The organism is Gillisella vitis (assembly GCF_021559775.1).
In the GTDB taxonomy this organism is placed as follows: domain Bacteria; phylum Pseudomonadota; class Alphaproteobacteria; order Rhizobiales; family Rhizobiaceae; genus Allorhizobium; species Allorhizobium ampelinum.
In genome coordinates, this window is record NZ_CP056047.1 from 2,585,274 (window position 1) to 2,602,645 (window position 17,372).

The following is a 17,372-nucleotide window of genomic DNA, read 5'->3' on the forward strand; positions in this document are numbered from 1 at the left end:
AGAACACATGCCCTTGGACAGTACAAAAAACCATTTGCGCCAACAAAGCCTTGCCCGTCGGGACGCTATTCCCGCTCACATTCGCGCCGATCATTCGGCCGCAATTGCCCATCACGGCGCCGGCGCCATCGAGATTGCCCCAAGCGCCATGGTTTCCGGCTTCCTGCCGATCCGCTCCGAAGTAGACACGCAACCGTTAATGGAGATGTTGCGCCAGCGCGGTGCCGATCTCTGCCTGCCCGTGGTTCTGGACCGCCAGACCATCTGCTTCCGGCAATGGCACAGCCAGGAATCGCTGATCGATACCGGTTTTGGCACACGCGGTCCCGGCCCCGACGCGCCGGTGGTCGATCCACAGGTCCTGCTGATTCCGCTGGCCGCCTTCGATCGGCATGGCAACCGGATCGGCTATGGAGCAGGCCATTACGACCGGGCGATTGCCCGTTTGCATCAGAAAGGCCTTGATCCGCTTCTGATCGGCATTGCATTTGACTGTCAGGAAGTGGCAGATGTGCCTTTCGAACCCCATGACGTCGCTTTGCATGCCATTTTGACGGAAAGTGGATACAAGAACTTCAAGACCTGACTGGATTTAAGGAATGCGGCTGCTTTTTCTGGGCGATATGGTTGGCAAGACAGGCCGCACGGCGGTTTGGGAAAAGCTGCCCGGCCTGGTCTCCGACCTGAAACTGGATTTCGTCATCGTCAATGGCGAAAATGCCGCTGGCGGCTTCGGGATTACCGAGGATATTTTCCTCGAAACCATCAATGCCGGCGCCGATGTCGTCACCACGGGCAACCACGTCTGGGACCAGAAGGAAGCGATCACCTTTTCAGGCCGCCACGACCAGTTCCTGCGCCCGGCCAATTATCCGGCGGGGACACCCGGCAAAGGGTCTGGTCTCTATTATGCCCGCAACGGTGCGCGCGTGCTGGTCGCCAATATCATGGGCCGGGTCTTCATGCATCCAGAGCTGGACGATCCGTTCAAATCGGCGGAAACCATTCTGGCCGCCTGCCCCCTGAAGGAACAGGCCGACGCCATCATCTTCGATTTTCATGCCGAGGCCACCAGCGAAAAGCAGTGTTTCGGCCATTTCGTCGATGGCCGCGCCAGTTTCGTGGTCGGCACCCACACCCATGTGCCAACCGCCGACCATCAGATTCTCAATGGCGGCACCGCCTATATATCGGATGCGGGCATGTGCGGCGACTATGATTCGTCGCTCGGCATGGAAAAGGAAGAGCCGCTCAACCGCTTCATTTCGAAAATGCCCAAGGGCCGGTTCGAAGCCGCCCACGGCCCAGCGACAATCTGCGGCGTCGGCGTCGAGATTTCCGACAGCACCGGACTGGCTGAGAAAATCGCCCCTTTGCGCATCGGCCCGCGCCTCACGGAGACCATACCCGCTTTCTGGGCTTGAAGCCTTCGGCTTCATATCCTGATTGCGCCGGGCAACAGCCCGATCAATCTTGCCTCCTGCCGAGACCGGTGTAAGGTCCCGCGCAACACCGTAACGACAGTCAACACGGGAAACTCACCATGCCTGCTTTCAAGACACTTGACGATCTCACCGATATCGCCGGCAAGCGCGTACTGTTGCGCGTCGACCTGAACGTGCCCGTCTCCGGCGGCAAGGTGACGGATACGACCCGCATCGAGCGCGTCGCCCCGACCATCAAGGAACTGTCGGCCAAGGGCGCCAAGGTTATCCTGCTGGCCCATTTCGGTCGTCCCAAGGGCGAGCCGGTTGCCGATATGTCGCTGTCCCAGATCATTTCCGCCGTCGAGGAAGTGCTGGACCAGGCGGTCGCGTTCGGCGAAGACTGCGTTGGAGAGCCAGCCGAAAGGGCCGTTGCCGCCCTGAACAACGGCGATATCCTGCTTCTGGAAAATACCCGCTTCCACAAGGGCGAGGAAAAGAACGACGCCGACTTTACCGCAGAACTCGCCAAGAACGGCGACATCTATGTCAATGACGCCTTTTCCGCTGCCCACCGCGCCCATGCCTCCACGGAAGGGCTCGCCCATATTCTGCCTGCCTATGCAGGACGCACCATGCAGGCCGAGTTGGAAGCGCTGGAAAAGGGCCTCGGCAAGCCGACCCATCCGGTGGTCGCCATTGTCGGCGGCGCCAAGGTTTCCTCCAAGATCGACCTGCTGATGAACCTGGTCAAGAAGGTCGATGCGCTTGTCATCGGCGGTGGCATGGCCAATACATTCATCGCCGCCCAGGGGATCGATGTCGGAAAATCGCTGTGCGAACACGATCTGGCCGCGACCGCCAAGCAGATCATGATCGAAGCGGAAACGGCTGGCTGCACCATCGTGCTGCCGGTCGACGGCGTCGTCGCTCGCGAGTTCAAGGCCAATGCCGCCAATGAGACCGTCAGCGTCTCAGCCATTCCAGCCGACGCGATGATGCTGGATGTCGGTCCGAAATCGGTAGCGGTCGTCAATGACTGGATCACCAAGGCGGCGACGCTGGTCTGGAACGGCCCGCTCGGCGCTTTTGAGATTCCTCCCTTCGATACCGCCACCGTCTCTGCCGCAAAACATGCCGCAGAGCGCAGCAAGGCTGGCAAACTGGTGTCGGTGGCTGGCGGCGGCGACACTGTCTCGGCGCTCAATCATGCTGGCGTCGTCGATGACTTTTCCTATGTCTCGACCGCAGGCGGCGCTTTCCTGGAGTGGATGGAAGGCAAGGAACTGCCCGGTGTCGCCGTATTGACCCGTCCAGCTTAACAACCTGCGAAAAAATTCAGGTGGGGCATGGAACATATGCCGCACCTGAATTTCTTTTAAAAAAGATTGAATTTTAAAACGATTGAAGTGATTTCAATCGTTTCAATGACTTAACGCCCCATTTTCCTCCCGAACAACATCTGTTACGCGATATCTAGTGGTAACGTTTTTGGGAGCATAGGACATGAGTGAGAGACTTGAAGACATCGCCGTCAAGATGATGGCCGATGGCAAGGGCCTTCTGGCAGCGGACGAGTCCACGTCCACCATCAAGAAGCGTTTCGACACGATTGGCCTCGAATCGACCGAAACCAGCCGCCGCGACTACCGCGAAATGCTGTTTCGCTCCGACGAGGCGATGAAAAAATACATTTCCGGCGTCATTCTTTATGAAGAGACCCTGTTTCAGAAAGCAGCCGACGGCACGCCTTTCGTTGATATCATCAAGGCCGCAGGCTCCATCCCCGGCATCAAGGTCGATACCGGCGCCAAGCCAATGGCCGGTTTCCCGGGCGAAACCCTGACGGAAGGCCTGGACGGGCTGCGTGAGCGTCTCGCCACATATTACAAGGCCGGTGCCCGCTTCGCCAAGTGGCGCGGCGTTATCGCCATTGCCGATGGCCTGCCGACCTGGGGCTCGATCAAGGCCAATAGCCAGGCGCTCGCCTATTACGCCGCCCTGTGCCAGGAAGCAGGCATCGTGCCGATCGTTGAGCCGGAAGTGCTGATGGATGGCGCTCCGGGCACCCACGACATTGCCAAATGCGCAGAAGTGACGGAATGGGTGCTGCGCACCGTGTTCCAGGATCTCTATGATGCCCGTGTCAATCTCGAAGGCATGATCCTGAAGCCCAACATGATCATCGACGGCAAGAATGCCCGCAAGGCCTCCGTCGACGAAGTCGCAGCAGCGACCGTCAAGGTGCTGAAGGCGACGGTTCCTTCCTCCGTTCCCGGCATCGCCTTCCTGTCTGGCGGCCAGAGCACAGAGGAAGCAACCGCCCATCTTTCCGCGATGAATGCCGGTTACGACATGCCCTGGACCCTGACCTATTCCTATGGCCGCGCCCTTCAGGATAGCGCTATTAAAACGTGGGGCGGACGCAGCGAAAATGTTGCCGCTGGTCAGCGTGCCTTCACCCACCGCGCCCGCATGAACAGCCTGGCCGCGACTGGCACCTGGAAACAGGACCTGGAAAAGGCCGCTTGAGGTCAAGCATCGAACAGATTTGATCCTGCATCTTGAAGCCCCGCTGCACCCGGCGGGGCTTTTTCTTGTCACCCTGACAGGATTTCATCTTCATTTCGGCGACGCCACTGCTATCGAGATCACGGTTGTTCATTACGTATCACCTACAAGGAGGCCAACCATGATCTCCGTACCTTTCATCACGCTTGACGTCTTTACCGTTGAGCGGTTTCGCGGCAATCCTCTGGCGGTCATTCTCGATGGGCGAGGGCTGTCGGATGCGACGATGCAGGCCATTGCCGCCGAATTCGGCTATTCTGAAACCACCTTCGTCCTGCCTCCGGCAGACGCGGCCAATACCGCGCAGGTGCGGATCTTCACGCCTGTCATGGAAATACCTTTTGCCGGTCATCCCAATGTTGGCACAGCCATCGCCCTTGCCGGACAATCAACCTTGTTCGGCCAATCCCTTGGCGACGATCTGCGCTTTGAGGAACAAGCTGGCCTCGTCACCGTTCAGCTGAGCCGCGATGACAATGGTCTGGTGAATGCCCGCATTCGTGCGCCCCAACCGCTTTTCGTCAGCGGCCCGGTGGCAACAGCCGATCTGGCCGCCGCCATGTGCCTGGCTGAGAGTGACATTCAAACCGCAAACCATGCGCCAGCCTTTATTTCCGTCGGATTGACATTCATCGCAGCGGAGTTGACCGATCTCGCCGCCCTTGGCCGCAGCGAGCCTGATCTTGCCGCTCTCGCCCGTCTGGTCGAAATCCATGCCGACCAGGAAACGGATGGCGCAACCTTCCTCTATTGCCGAATGTCGGAAAACCATATCCGCGCCCGGATGTTTTCGCCTTTCGACAATGTTGCGGAAGATCCGGCGACCGGCAGCGCCTCAGCGGCACTTGCCGCCTATCTGGCGCAGCAGGCACCAGAAGCGGATCTTGACCAGACGCTGGTCATCGAACAGGGTGTTGAAATGGGTCGCCGCAGCCTGATAACAGTCACCGTGCAGAAAGTGGGCGGCAACGTCATCCGAACCGAGATTTCAGGACACGCTGTGACCGTCATGCAGGGAACACTCAGCATTGATCGTTGATCCACGCCATACAGAAACGGAAAACCAGCAATGCAATCAGGTCTGCGGGACGTATGGAAGCACCTGATCCCGGACGTGACGCCGATCAGTTCTTCAGAACAGGCCCGCTCCGCCCTCGGCGCAACGCTGGGCATTCTGGTGACTGGCGTCATCAGTGCCTTTTTGCTGGGATATTTTTTACCGGAGCAAGCTGCAAGCCTGCCGGTGCTGATCGCGCCGATGGGAGCCTCCGCCGTGCTGCTGTTTGCTGTCCCCACCAGTCCGCTTGCCCAACCCTGGTCAATCCTGGGCGGCAATCTTTGCGCCGCACTGATTGGTGTAACCGTGGCGCAATGGGTGCCGGATCTGCTGCTTGCCAGCGCGCTGGCCATCGGCGGTGCGATTGCCGCGATGATTGCGCTGCGCTGCCTGCATCCGCCAAGCGGCGCCATCGCGCTGACTGCCGTGCTCGGCGGTCCGGGCATTCATGCGCTCGGCTATAGCTTCGTGCTCTGGCCGGTGGCTTGCAACTCCCTGCTGCTTCTGGCCAGCGCGCTGCTCTATAACCGGCTTGCGGGCCGCCGTTATCCGCATCGCGCCAAGCCTGCTTTGCCGCAAACGCCCGGCATTGCTGATACCACAGGCTTCCAGCGTCGCGATCTCGATGACGTCCTGAAGGATTACGATGCCTTTCTCGACATCGACCGCGACGATCTGGAGGATATCCTGCGCCGCACCGAGCTGCGTGCCTATCGCCGTCGCAGCAGCCATACGACCTGCGGCGCGGTGATGATTGCGGGCATTGCCGCCCTCTCCCCGGATACGACGCTGAGCGAGGCGCTGCACCGCCTGCGCCAAAGCCGCGTCAAGGCGTTGCCGGTGACCGCCGAAGACGCCACCATTCTCGGCATCGTCACCCAGACTGACCTGATGGACAAGGCAAGCTGGTCACGAGGCAAGCCGATGATCGGTCTTGGCCGGCGGCTGGCGCTGGCCTTGCAAGGCGCCTCTGCGCCAAACGGCACGGTCAAGGACATCATGACCACACCAGTGTGCACCGTCACGCCAGATGCACCGCTATCTGAAGCCATCGTCACCTTCGCCGAAGCGGCCCTGCATCATTTGCCTGTCATCAACGCCCAGGCAAAGCTGATCGGCATGATCGCCCAAACGGATGTCTTGATGGCCATGGTGCAGGCGTCGAACCAAAAAGCAAGATAGGAAAAATCCTTGAGAAGAACGCTTCGTATCAGGCCAGCAGCAAATTAAGGCCATAAAAATTCGCTTCCATTCGCTTATGGGCGGTCCTGCTTTGGAGGAGAGGCGATGCTTTTTGTGATGGCAATCATGTTGGCTGCGGCACAAACGCCGGGCTTGCCTGCCCCGTCAACCACCTGCGCGCAAGCCAAGGCGACCGATACCGCGCCAGCAGATCAACTCGAACTGCTGGACCAATTTAGAGCTCATCTTGCCAAGGCCGATCTGGAACGATTGGATCAGGCGCTTCCACGCAGCAGCAATGGTGGGATTGCCCAATGCGATGCTGTCGAGGGAAGTCGCGCATCATGCGAGGTGACGGCCTATATGCCCGCAATTGAAAACACTGGACTTATGGCACAATTTCTCGCCTTCCTCTGCCCCAAGAAATTCTGAATGCAGTCATCCACCATAGTTGGTACACGGCGCTGTCGGCAGCGTACAAATTTGCAGCGGTTTTACGATAAAACACAGACCTCAAGCATGAAAAGCAATCCTAAAGCTCGCGCCACATCTTAAGGCCGCACCAGCAGCGTGACGGTCCAGATGATAAAGGCCAGTACGGCAAGCTTCCAGAAGTCGCTGCGCTTTCGAAGGAATGGCAAGCCGAGCGGCCGGATCAGTTGCACGGCCATGGCCAGGATCAGAAAGGCCGATATTGCCTTGTTCATGTCTTTGGTCGCTACCTCTACGAAGCCAACGCATTTTAGCAGGAATGAAGCGCTTGTCCTCGGTCATACTGATATCACCGGGCAAAGGGAAGCAGGCTTTGCTTGGCCATCATCTGGCGGTTTGCGCCATAGCCCATAAATAGCTGGAAAATCACCTGCTGTAACGTCGCAGTAACAACAGTTTGACATATTTCATAAATCGACCCCATTCCGGGGAATAATGGCCCCACGCATTCCGCGCCCTGCCACGCTTGGCCTTCGCCTCGACCCGTTCCGAAGTGATTTGCATGACCCGAAATCTGTTTCCCGTCCTCTCCCTCCTGCTTGGCACGCTGTTCCTGTTCCTCGGCAATGGTCTGCACGGACTGCTTCTGCCGGTGCGCGGTTCCTTTGAAGGCTATTCCAACGAGGTTCTCGGCCTGCTCGGTACGTCCTGGGCGGCGGGCTTTGTGCTTGGTTGTTTCATTGCACCCAAGCTGGTGATGCGGGTCGGCCATGTCCGAGCATTTTCCTGCTTCATCGCGATCATCGCCATCATTTCGCTGATCACCGGCCTGGTCGTCGAACAATATTCGTGGGTCGCCCTGCGAACGCTGACCGGCTTTTGCACCGCCGGCACCTCGATGATCATCGAAAGCTGGCTGAATGAGAGGGCCAGCAATGAGAGCCGTGGCTCGATCTTTTCCTTCTACATTTCCGTCACCCTATTCGGGGTGGTTGGCGGCCAGATGATGGTGGCCTTCGGCAATATCCACACGCCAACGCTGTTCATGATCTGCGGCATTCTCTATTGCCTGGCCATGCTGCCCACCACCATGTCCAACGCCGCCTCCCCGCAACCGTTGAAATCCGTCAAGCTGGATCTGCCAAAACTCTATCGAAATTCGCCGGTGTCCTTTGTCGGTATTCTGCTGATCGGCATCGCCAATGGTGCCTATGGAACCTTGGTGGCGGTGTTCGGCGCCCGCGTCGGCCTGCCGGATGTGATGATCGCCAGCATGTTGAGCATCACGATCTTTGCCGGTGCTGCCGCCCAGTTTCCGGCTGGCCGTCTGTCCGACCATACGGACCGGCGTTATGTTCTGGCTGGCATTGGCTCGGTCGCCCTGGTGGCGGCCCTGCTGCTTCTGGTGCTGCGACCGCAGACCGCCGTTTTCCTGATCCCGCTTGTGGCGCTTTATGGGGCCGCAGCCAATTCGCTCTATCCGATTGCGGTCGCCCACGCCAATGACTTTGCCGATAGTGGCGATTTCGTCAAAGTGTCCGGCGGCTTGCTGCTGCTGTTTGGTATCGGTACGATTATCGGCCCGACCATCGGCGGCCCTGTCATGACATGGTTCGGTCCCTATGCATTGTTTGGGGTCACCGCCACCGCCCATGCTTTGCTGGTTGCCTATGCGATTTTCCGCAGCCGGTTACGCCCCACCCTCACCTCCGAGGAAAAAGAGAATTTTTCTACCGGCCATGGCCCGGTCTCGACCATGATGGCCACCCCGCAATCGGCAACACTTGACCCAAGAGCTGAACGCATGGACATCAGTGGTGAAGAGCCAGCAAACAAGGAGGCATAAGCGATGATGGAAGACCCGGACCGGCCGCGCAAACCACCGGAACACGAGATCGGCTGCGACCTTTCTCTCCTGTCGGCAAGCGAATTGGAGACGCGAATCACTTTGCTAAAACAGGAAATCGCCCGTCTCGAAACGGAAAAATCCAGCAAGATGGCGGGAAAAGCGGCAGCTGAATCGCTGTTTCGCCCTTTAAAGTAGCAGGCTATGGTTCAAAATATTACAGCTGCGCACAATGGTAAAGATCGGGCCGGGAACCCTCGCATGCGGCGGCAAGCAACGCCGTTTTGATCTATCGCGATGCAGTATTAACGCAATATTAAGCATTTTATGCGAATGTATAACCTGTCCGGTTCTTCTGGATTCAGACGGTTTCACCAAATGGCGATTTGGTCTGATTTTTCTCCCTGTTTTACCTTGAGAGCCGCTTTTGCGGCTCTTTTTTTATGCCTTTCGACTTTACCTAAAACTGTGGGAATTAACCCTTTCTTAAGAAACGACTTGCGCATTTGGGGTATTGGTAGCATCGTTCACCCATGGAATTGGCGCTGGACTTCGTTAACCGCCGCGCTACGTCAATAAGTGATGCGTAAGACAGGGAAAATGTCGATGTCGGAACTTGGATTGAATACGGTCAGCTTTGCCGGGCGCGCTGCTTCGTCGTCGCAGTTCAAGGCGACCTATGCAGAAGGCATGGGGCTGGTCGAAGAAACCGCCGCATATCTCGACGGCCCCGGTCGTTCGGCTGCAAAGGTTCTGCCCCGCATGGCCTCCGTGCTCTATGCAGCCGAATCCATGCGCCTGACCACACGCCTGATGCAGATGGCCTCCTGGCTTCTTTTGCAGCGCGCGGTCAATAATGGCGAAATGTCGCGCGACCAGGTGATTTCTGAAAAGAGCAAGGTCCGTCTGGACGGCTTCAACGTCGACCGCAATGCGCCAGGCTGGAACGATCTGCCGGAATCCTTCCGCGACCTGATCGAACGCTCGCTGCGCCTGCAAAACCGGATCGCGCTGCTTGACCGCGAAATCTATCGCCCGAATGACGCATCCATCGTGCCGGACAATGAGAACAGCGTCCAGGCCCAGTTGAACCTGCTGCGCACGGCCTTCAACGCCAATTGATGTTTTTTCAATAATCAGGTCACAGGCAGCCGGACGGCGCTGCATGTTGACATCGGATTTCTAAACCCGGCTCTGCCCAGCAGTGCCGGGTTTTTCGCGTAAAATCCGATGTGCCAAAAAGGCGCTGAAAATCAGCCCAAACCAAAAAGGCCCGGTCTTGTGACCGGGCCTTTTTGGAAAGACATACAAGCGATGACTTAGAGGCCGAGGCCGCCGAAACGCTTGTTGAACTTGGAGAGACGGCCGCCGCGGTCCATGAGCTGCTGGTTGCCGCCGGTCCAGGCCGGGTGCGACTTGGAGTCGATGTCGAGGTTCATGACCTGACCTTCAGTGCCCCAGGTCGAAAATGTTTCGTACTCGGTGCCATCGGTCATGACGACCTTGATCTTGTGGTATTCGGGATGAATGTTAGCCTTCATGACGGTCTTCCTGATGTGCCGGGGGGTCTATTTGCCGCAATTGCGTCAGCCGACCCAATTCAATACATGAAGCCGGAGACTGGTAATGTCGCGGGCTTCCCAATTTGATGGGCTGCCTATACATGAAGGTCGCAGGGATAACAAGGCCCCCAGCGCATAAGCTGGGATGGCAGGGGCGGAGTACGGATCAGTGTCGGAAAACCAAGAACACCAGGCAAAATCGAGCCGTAGCCTGAAGCCTCTCGCCAGGCTTAACCCTTACCTGATGCGGTATCGCGGCATGGCATTGGCCGCCTTGGTGTTTCTGGCTCTGGCTGCCGTCACCACGCTGGCGCTACCGCTGGCCGTGCGCCGGATGATCGACCACGGCATGGCCTCTGCCGATGCCGGCTTCATCAACAAGTATTTTGCCATGCTGATCGTTCTGGCGCTGATCATGGCCGCTTCCAGCGCGCTGCGCTATTATTATGTCATCACCATTGGCGAGCGGATCGTCTCGGACATCAGGCGCGAAGTGTTCGATCATGTCAGCCGCCTGTCACCTGCGTTTTTCGATGTCAACCAATCCGGCGAAATCGTCTCGCGGCTGACAGCTGATGCCACTCAGATCAAATCCGCCGTTGGCGCCAGCGCATCGGTGGCGCTGCGCAACATCATCATGTGTTTTGGCGCCATGGGCATGATGATCTATACCAGCCCGAAACTGTCGGTGATGGTGCTGGCTGCCATTCCCGTCATCGTCTTTCCGCTGATTGCCTTTGGCCGCTCCGTGCGCCGCCGCTCCCGCCTTGCCCAGGACAGGCTGGCGGAGGCCGCAGCCTTTGCAGGCGAGAGTATTGGGGCTGCCCGTACGGTCCAGGCCTTTAATGGCGAAGCCGCCGCCAGCGCCCGCTACGGCGCTGCCGTCGAACAGGCTTTCCAGGCTGCCCGTATCGCCACCCGCTCGCGCGCCATCCTGACCGGCGTTGCCATCACGCTGGTGTTTGGCAGCATTGTCGGCGTGCTCTGGTATGGCGCCCAAAGCGTGCTGGCCGGAACGCTGTCAGCGGGAACCCTGGGCCAGTTCCTGCTCTATTCCGTCATCGCCGCCTCATCGCTTGGCCAATTGTCTGAGGTCTGGGGTGAATTGATGCAGGCGGGCGGGGCCGCCGAACGGCTGACGGAATTGCTGGCCGAGGTCTCTGCCGTGCAATCGCCTGATCATCCAAAGCCCTTGCCCACCCCCGCGCGTGGCGAAGTGTGGTTTGAAAATGTCGAGTTTTCCTATCCCAGCCGCCCGGGACGCTCTGCCGTCAAAGGCCTGAGCTTTGCCGTCGATGCCGGGGAAACCGTGGCGATTGTCGGACCATCCGGCGCAGGTAAAAGCACGATCTTCTCGCTGATCCTGCGGTTCTACGACCCGACAAGCGGGCGCATCTGTCTTGATGGAAGTGATCTGCGCGATGTGTCAACGGAGGCATTGCGCGGCAGCATTGCCATCGTCCCCCAGGACGTGACGATCTTTTCCGGCACGATCCACGATAATATCGCCTTCAGCTGCCCCGATGCCAGCCGCGAGGCGGTGATCGTTGCTGCCCGCGCCGCCCAGGCCACCGAGTTCATCGACCGGCTTGACCATGGCTTTGACACACAGGTTGGTGAACGCGGTATCACGCTTTCAGGCGGCCAGCGTCAACGCATCGCCATTGCCCGCGCTATCCTGAAGGATGCGCCTGTCCTGCTGCTGGATGAGGCCACCTCGGCGCTGGATGCCGAAAGCGAAACCCTGGTGCAGAAAGCCCTGGACGAGCTGATGAAATCGCGCACCACCATCGTCATAGCCCATCGGCTGGCCACCGTGCTGAAGGCCGATCGGATTCTTGTCATCGACGATGGCAAGGTGGTGGAACAGGGCACCCACCAAAGCCTGATCCAGCAGGGCGGCATCTATGCCCGGCTGGCCCGGCTGCAATTCCAGAGCGGAGCGCAGGATTTCCTGGCAGAAGCGAAGTAACCCATCAGGACGGGCTGGCCGCGAGAACATTGCGGCCCGCCACCCGGCCGGAAAACAGGCAGCCGCCAAGAAACGTGCCTTCCAGCGCATTATAGCCGTGCATTCCGCCACCGCCAAAGCCTGAGACCTCGCCTGCCGCATAAAGGCCCGGCACCGGCTCACCGGACATTTCCAGCACCCGGCCCTCAAGGTCGGTTTGCAAGCCACCCAGTGTCTTGCGGGTCAGGATATGCAGGCGCACGGCGATCAGCGGCCCCTTGGCAGGATCGAGCAGCCGATGTGGTGACGCGGTGCGCATGAGTTTATCGCCGAGATAGTGACGTGCGCCGCGGATAGCGGTGATTTGCGCATCCTTGCTGAAAGTGTTGCTGATCTCCCGGTCGCGGGCCTCAATCTGGCGGCGAATATGAGCCGGGTCCAACCGGCTCTCACCGCTGATCGCATTCATCTTGGCCACCAGCTCCTCCAGATCGGTGCTGACGGCAAAATCCTCGCCCCGTTCCATGAAGGCCAGGACCGGACCGGTCGGGCGCTTGCCGAGCCGTTTCAGCAGAAGGCGGATATTGCGACCGGTCAGATCCGGGTTTTGCTCCGAGCCCGACAGCGCGAATTCCTTCTTGATGATCGCCTCGGTCAGGATGAACCAGCTGTAATCGCTGCCGCGCTCGCGCAGGATTTTCAGCGTGCCAAGCGTATCGAACCCCGGCATGGCGGGCGATGGCAGCCGGTTCCCGTCGGCATCGCACCAGAAGGAGGATGGGCCGGGCAGGATACGAATGCCATGATCTGGCCAGATCGGGTCGTGATTCTTCACACCCTCGGTATAATGCCACATGCGGTCGCGGTTGATGACGCTGCCGCCCGCCTGTTCGGTAATGGCGATCATCCGCCCATCGACATGGGCAGGTACGCCACAAACCATGGTGGCAGGCGGCTGCCCTAGCCGATCGACCGGCCAGTTCTGCCGCACAAGTTGATGGTTGCCACCAATGCCGCCGGAGGCAACGATGACGGCCTGGGCGGAATAGGTGAAATCGCCAAGCGGCTCACGGTTGCTCTTTTCGCCCCGCAAAACGGCATCATTGGCCAGCACTGTGCCGGACACGCCCGTCACCCGCCCATCCCGGCGCTCCAGCGCATCGACCTGATGGCGAAACCGGAACGTGATGCGCCCGGCCTCGGCCAGCGTCTTTGCCAGGTTGAGAAACGGTTCCAGCACGCCCGGCCCTGTTCCCCAGGTCACATGAAAGCGCGGCACCGAATTTCCATGGCCATCGGCAAGCTGACCGCCGCGCTCCGCCCAGCCGACCACTGGAAACCAACGCATGCCCAGCTGATGCAGCCATGCCCGTTTCTCGCCTGCCGCAAAGTGCAGATAGGCCTGCGCCCAACGCCGCGGCCAATGGTCCTCTGGCCGGTCGAAACCCGCCGAGCCAAACCAGTCCTGCTCGGCCAAGGCCAAGCTGTCACGCACCCGCATCAAGCGTTGCTCGGGACTGTCGATGAAAAACAAGCCGCCCAGCGACCAGAAAGCCTGCCCGCCCAGGTTCTGCTCCCCCTCCTGATCGACGACGCAGACCGACAAGCCCCGCCCCGCCGCCTCGGTTGCCGCAACCAAGCCCGCCAGCCCCGCGCCAACCACGATCACATCGAACTCGTTCATCACGCCCTCCCAAGCACATTTCGCTGCCATTCTCTCCTCGGCAGAAAAATTTACTTACTTTTACGCGAACGTCAAAATAGAGCAAGCGTGGGGGAGGTTGTGCTCTTCGTACAATTTTCCCGTCTCACCCCACCTCAAGGGGGGAGATTGATATATGAAAACCACTTACCCTACAGAAACCGTTTTATTTCCAGCATATTCGGTCGCTAAAAAGATGTGCGGCAAGTGCTTCCTGCCGATCTCCCCCCATGAGGGGGAGATGCCTGGCAAGGCAGAGGGGGGTTAAGCGGCATATAAAAGCCTTTGCGTCCTATAAGAGCCACACCCATCAATACGCCCATCTCACCGCTCCGTCAGCTTCAACTCAATCCGTCGGTTCTGGGCGCGGGCTTCAGGCGTATCGCCGGGCGCAATCGGCTGGAACTCACCGAAACCGGCAGCAGCCAGACGGTCGGCGGGGACGCCCTTGGAAATCAGGAACTTGACCACCGAGACAGCGCGGGCCGCTGAGAGCGCCCAATTGTCCGGATAGCGGCCATTGCCTGACAGCTGGACATTGTCCGTATGGCCATCGACGCGCAGCACCCAATTGATATCGGGGGGAATTTCCTTGGCAAGATCAATCAACGCATTGGCGAGCTTGACCATTTCCTCCTGGCCTTGCGGGTTCATATCCGCCCCGCCGGAGGGAAACAGCACTTCTGACTGGAACACGAAACGGTCGCCGACAATGCGGATATTCTGCCGATCCGACAGGATTTCACGCAGGCGTCCGAAAAAGTCGGAGCGATAGCGATTGAGTTCCTGGACCTTCTGGGCCAGCGCCACATTCAGCCGCCGTCCGAGATCGGCGATTTTCGCCTGTGAATTCTGGTCCTTGGCCTCAGAGGCCTGCAAGGCCTGTTCGACAGCGGCAATCTGGGCGCGAAGTGCGGCGATCTGCTGGTTCAAGAGGTCGATCTGGCTCATGGCGCGGGCGCTGACCTGCTGCTGCTCATCGAGCTTACCACTGAGTTCGCCAATCTTCACCTGGGCCTGGGCCGAATTGCCCGCCCCGGTATCGAGCAGAGATTGCAAACGGCTGCGTTCCTTCTCGGACGTATCCAGCGAGGATTGCAGGTTGGCCAGCGCGTCTTCCAGATCCTGCTTGCCGCCCTTTTCGAGCGCCAGCATTTGCGTCAACTCGGCAATCTGGTTGTTCAGCCGGTTCAACACCTCGTCCTTGCCGGAAATTTCCCGGCTGAGCACGAATTGCGCTACCACGAAAACGGTGAGCAGGAACATGATGGCGATCAGCAGCGTCGACAAGGCATCGACAAAGCCCGGCCAATAGTCGGCGCCGCGATCCCGCTTGCGGTTGCGCCCCAGGGCCATGGTCTACTTGCTCCCGAGCTTGTCGTTCAACCGGTCCAGCGCCTTGCGCATGGCACGGGTGTCTTCCTGCTGGGCTTCGATCCAGTCACGCAGCATTTGTTGCTCATTGCGCATGTTCTTCACTAGCCCCTGGATGCCATCCGACAAGCCGCTCAGCGCGGCTGCCGACCGGTCGGAGCCGGAGGCAGGCTGCTGGGCAATCTTTTTCATCTGCTCCAGCAAACGCTCGATGTCGTGACCGGAAACACCCGATGGAAGCGGTTGATCGGAGCCGGTATCGGTGACGGAAGACAGCCAGTTTTCCAGCTCCGTATAGAATCGGTTCTGGGCGCGGCCAGCCTGCAAATCGAGAAAACCGAGGATCAGCGAGCCGGACAGGCCCAGCAGCGACGAGGAAAACGCCGTCCCCATGCCGGCAAGCGGCGCGGAAAGCCCGTTTTTCAGGGTTTGCAGCACATCGCTACCCTGCCCACCAGAACCGGCATCCAATGTCTGGATGACATTGCTGATCGAGCTGATCGTGCCGATCAGGCCCCAGAATGTGCCGAGCAGGCCGAGAAACACCAGAAGGCCGATCAGATAGCGCGAGGTGTCGCGTGCTTCGTCCAGCCGGGTGGCGATGGAATCAAGGATGGAACGCAGCAGCGTCGTTGACAGGCCGGTTGAGCGGCGATTGCCCAGCAGGGAGCGCATCGGCGCCAGCAATTTTGGCTCGCGTCCGGACTTATCGGCAGTGCCGGACCGCTGAAAATGATTGAACCAGCGCACTTCCGAAATCAGCCCGACCACATGGGCGAAAATCAGGATGATGCCGACGGCCAACACCCCGAGAATAAGACCATTCAGGCCCGGATTGGTGTAAAATGCCTGTTCGGCCTGCCGAAACAGGATGGCCGCAATGAACCCGATGAGGATCAGAAAGATCAGCATCGTCAGAATAATGGGGGCCGGGCTTGACAGTTTCGAGCCGTAACGGGCCGGTTCAGCGTCCGGGGCGTCCACATCCACATCCGTCATTGGCAGCACGTCTCCATTACAGGCAAGCGGTCGATCCCTTTCGCAAACCACGGGTCAAACCTCTGAAAGGCTCGGCCCAGGCAGCACGAAGTGGACGGAGGCTAGTTCAAATTCATGTCGAATTGAAGCGAAAACCGGCGCTTTTGCGAAAGCGCCGAAAAAGCCATGCTGGCGCTTGAGCCGATCAAGCCTTCGGCAAGGGCCGCTTGACCACTTCCAGCAGCGCCTTCTGGATATATTCATTGCCCGCGACAATGTCACCCCGGTCAAGACTATCGGTTCCACCCGACATATCGCTGACGAAGCCGCCCGCTTCGCGGATCAGCAACAGGCCAGCGGCGATATCCCAGGCATGCAAGCCGGTTTCCCAGAAACCGTCGAACCGGCCGCAGGCGACATAGGCGAGGTCAAGGGCCGCTGCCCCCATGCGGCGGACGCCAGCCACTTCGCCCATCACATGGCGCAGTTCCAGCAGCGCCTTGCCGTGATTGCCGCGGCCCAGATGCGGCATGCCGCAACCGATCACGCAATCCGATAGCGCCTTGCGGGCACCAACGCGAATGCGGCGATCGTTAAGGAAGGCACCGCCACCCTTTTCGGTCGTGTAAAGCTCGTCAGTGGCCGGATTGAAGATCACGCCTGCGACGATTTCGCCATTGCGCTCCAGGGCGATGGAGACGGCAAATTGCGGAATGCCGTGCAGGAAGTTGGTGGTGCCATCCAGCGGATCGACGATCCAGCGATGGGCGCCATCGGTCCCCTTGATCTCTTCGCCCTCTTCCCCGAGGAAGCCATAGGTGGGTCGGGCCTTCAGCAGGTCCTCGCGCACCAGTTTTTCAGCCTTCATATCGGCCTGGGAGACGAAATCGCCGGGACCCTTCACCGAAACCTGCAAGTTCTGCACCTCGCCAAAATCGCGCGACAGGGATTTCCCGGCCTTGACGGCGGCCTGGACCATGACATTGAGAAGGGCTGAGCGAGCCATAGCGGTTTCCTTAGACTGAATGATGCAGCAGGCCGTCATCCGCCATCAACAGGATGGAGGTCGGGCGCGGCCCTTTTAGCGGCGTGCAAAGATTGAGCGGTTCAAGACCACAAAATCTGGCGCAATTCAAGTCCCTGCGCGATTCAGGGGGCGGTGGGCGGCTGATCCGGCACATCGGTGCCATCGTCGGGATTTTCATCCTTGTCTGCATCATTTTTGGGGACGTCATTTTGGAGCTTGCCCCCCACAGGAGGCAGGGAGACGCCCGGAAGCCCGGTCGGGTCGAT

The 17,372-nt window shown here is 59.3% G+C and carries 17 protein-coding genes; 11 read left to right on the top strand and 6 right to left on the bottom strand.

Annotation, left to right across the window (positions count from 1 at the left end; translation table 11 throughout):
* The first annotated feature begins 7 nt into the window (after positions 1–7).
* From AVCG78_RS12200 to AVCG78_RS12230, 7 genes are all read left to right on the top strand, one after another.
* Positions 8–586 carry a 5-formyltetrahydrofolate cyclo-ligase gene (locus AVCG78_RS12200; RefSeq protein WP_071202417.1) on the top strand — a complete coding sequence of 193 codons (579 nt, stop codon included), beginning with the start codon at positions 8–10 and terminating at the stop codon, positions 584–586.
* Positions 587–599: 13 nt separating this feature from the next.
* Positions 600–1,424 carry a TIGR00282 family metallophosphoesterase gene (locus tag AVCG78_RS12205; protein ID WP_156601717.1) on the top strand — a complete coding sequence of 275 codons (825 nt, stop codon included), beginning with the start codon at positions 600–602 and terminating at the stop codon, positions 1,422–1,424.
* A gap of 119 nt (positions 1,425–1,543) precedes the next feature.
* Entirely contained in the window at positions 1,544–2,746 is a 1,203-nt protein-coding gene (locus AVCG78_RS12210; RefSeq protein WP_071202415.1) for a phosphoglycerate kinase, read from the top strand.
* Positions 2,747–2,930: 184 nt separating this feature from the next.
* Positions 2,931–3,956, top strand: a complete 1,026-nt coding sequence (locus tag AVCG78_RS12215) for a class I fructose-bisphosphate aldolase (RefSeq protein WP_071202413.1) — start codon at positions 2,931–2,933, stop codon at positions 3,954–3,956.
* 160 nt (positions 3,957–4,116) lie between these two features.
* The gene (locus AVCG78_RS12220; protein WP_071202438.1) at positions 4,117–5,034 is read left to right on the top strand and encodes a PhzF family phenazine biosynthesis protein; all 918 of its coding nucleotides are present in this window, start codon (positions 4,117–4,119) and stop codon (positions 5,032–5,034) included.
* 30 nt (positions 5,035–5,064) lie between these two features.
* Positions 5,065–6,234 (top strand): HPP family protein, encoded by a 1,170-nt coding sequence (locus AVCG78_RS12225; protein WP_156582831.1) that lies wholly within the window; start codon positions 5,065–5,067, stop codon positions 6,232–6,234.
* A gap of 105 nt (positions 6,235–6,339) precedes the next feature.
* Positions 6,340–6,666, top strand: coding sequence for a hypothetical protein (locus AVCG78_RS12230; protein ID WP_071202411.1), 327 nt, complete (start codon positions 6,340–6,342; stop codon positions 6,664–6,666).
* Between the two features lie 119 nt (positions 6,667–6,785).
* Here AVCG78_RS12230 and AVCG78_RS12235 read toward each other — a convergent pair whose 3' ends face one another.
* Positions 6,786–6,941: a hypothetical protein gene (locus AVCG78_RS12235; protein WP_015917045.1), complete on the bottom strand. Its 156-nt coding sequence runs from the start codon at positions 6,939–6,941 to the stop codon at positions 6,786–6,788.
* A gap of 287 nt (positions 6,942–7,228) precedes the next feature.
* Here AVCG78_RS12235 and AVCG78_RS12240 point away from each other — a divergent pair, with 287 nt between their 5' ends.
* From AVCG78_RS12240 to rcdA, 3 genes are all read left to right on the top strand, one after another.
* Positions 7,229–8,512, top strand: coding sequence for an MFS transporter (locus AVCG78_RS12240; protein WP_071202434.1), 1,284 nt, complete (start codon positions 7,229–7,231; stop codon positions 8,510–8,512).
* Between the two features lie 3 nt (positions 8,513–8,515).
* Positions 8,516–8,710: a DUF1192 domain-containing protein gene (locus AVCG78_RS12245; protein ID WP_015917047.1), complete on the top strand. Its 195-nt coding sequence runs from the start codon at positions 8,516–8,518 to the stop codon at positions 8,708–8,710.
* A 408-nt stretch (positions 8,711–9,118) separates the two neighbouring features.
* Entirely contained in the window at positions 9,119–9,634 is a 516-nt protein-coding gene (gene rcdA / locus AVCG78_RS12250; RefSeq protein WP_071202408.1) for a protease adaptor protein RcdA, read from the top strand.
* Between the two features lie 197 nt (positions 9,635–9,831).
* Here rcdA and rpmE read toward each other — a convergent pair whose 3' ends face one another.
* On the bottom strand, positions 9,832–10,053 hold the full coding sequence (gene rpmE, locus AVCG78_RS12255; protein WP_015917049.1) for a 50S ribosomal protein L31: 222 nt from the start codon (positions 10,051–10,053) through the stop codon (positions 9,832–9,834).
* A 166-nt stretch (positions 10,054–10,219) separates the two neighbouring features.
* Between rpmE and AVCG78_RS12260 the strand changes: the two genes are divergently transcribed.
* On the top strand, positions 10,220–12,046 hold the full coding sequence (locus AVCG78_RS12260; protein WP_071584735.1) for an ABC transporter transmembrane domain-containing protein: 1,827 nt from the start codon (positions 10,220–10,222) through the stop codon (positions 12,044–12,046).
* Positions 12,047–12,050: 4 nt separating this feature from the next.
* Here AVCG78_RS12260 and AVCG78_RS12265 read toward each other — a convergent pair whose 3' ends face one another.
* From AVCG78_RS12265 to AVCG78_RS12280, 4 genes are all read right to left on the bottom strand, one after another.
* Complete coding sequence (locus AVCG78_RS12265) at positions 12,051–13,709, bottom strand: FAD-binding dehydrogenase (protein WP_156601719.1); 1,659 nt, start codon at positions 13,707–13,709, stop codon at positions 12,051–12,053.
* Between the two features lie 342 nt (positions 13,710–14,051).
* A complete protein-coding gene (locus tag AVCG78_RS12270) occupies positions 14,052–15,083 on the bottom strand; it encodes a peptidoglycan -binding protein (RefSeq protein ID WP_015917052.1) in 1,032 nt (343 codons plus the stop codon).
* 3 nt (positions 15,084–15,086) lie between these two features.
* Complete coding sequence (locus tag AVCG78_RS12275) at positions 15,087–16,100, bottom strand: flagellar motor protein MotA (RefSeq protein ID WP_071202403.1); 1,014 nt, start codon at positions 16,098–16,100, stop codon at positions 15,087–15,089.
* 184 nt (positions 16,101–16,284) lie between these two features.
* Positions 16,285–17,085, bottom strand: a complete 801-nt coding sequence (locus tag AVCG78_RS12280) for an inositol monophosphatase family protein (protein WP_071202401.1) — start codon at positions 17,083–17,085, stop codon at positions 16,285–16,287.
* Between the last annotated feature and the right edge of the window lie 287 nt (positions 17,086–17,372).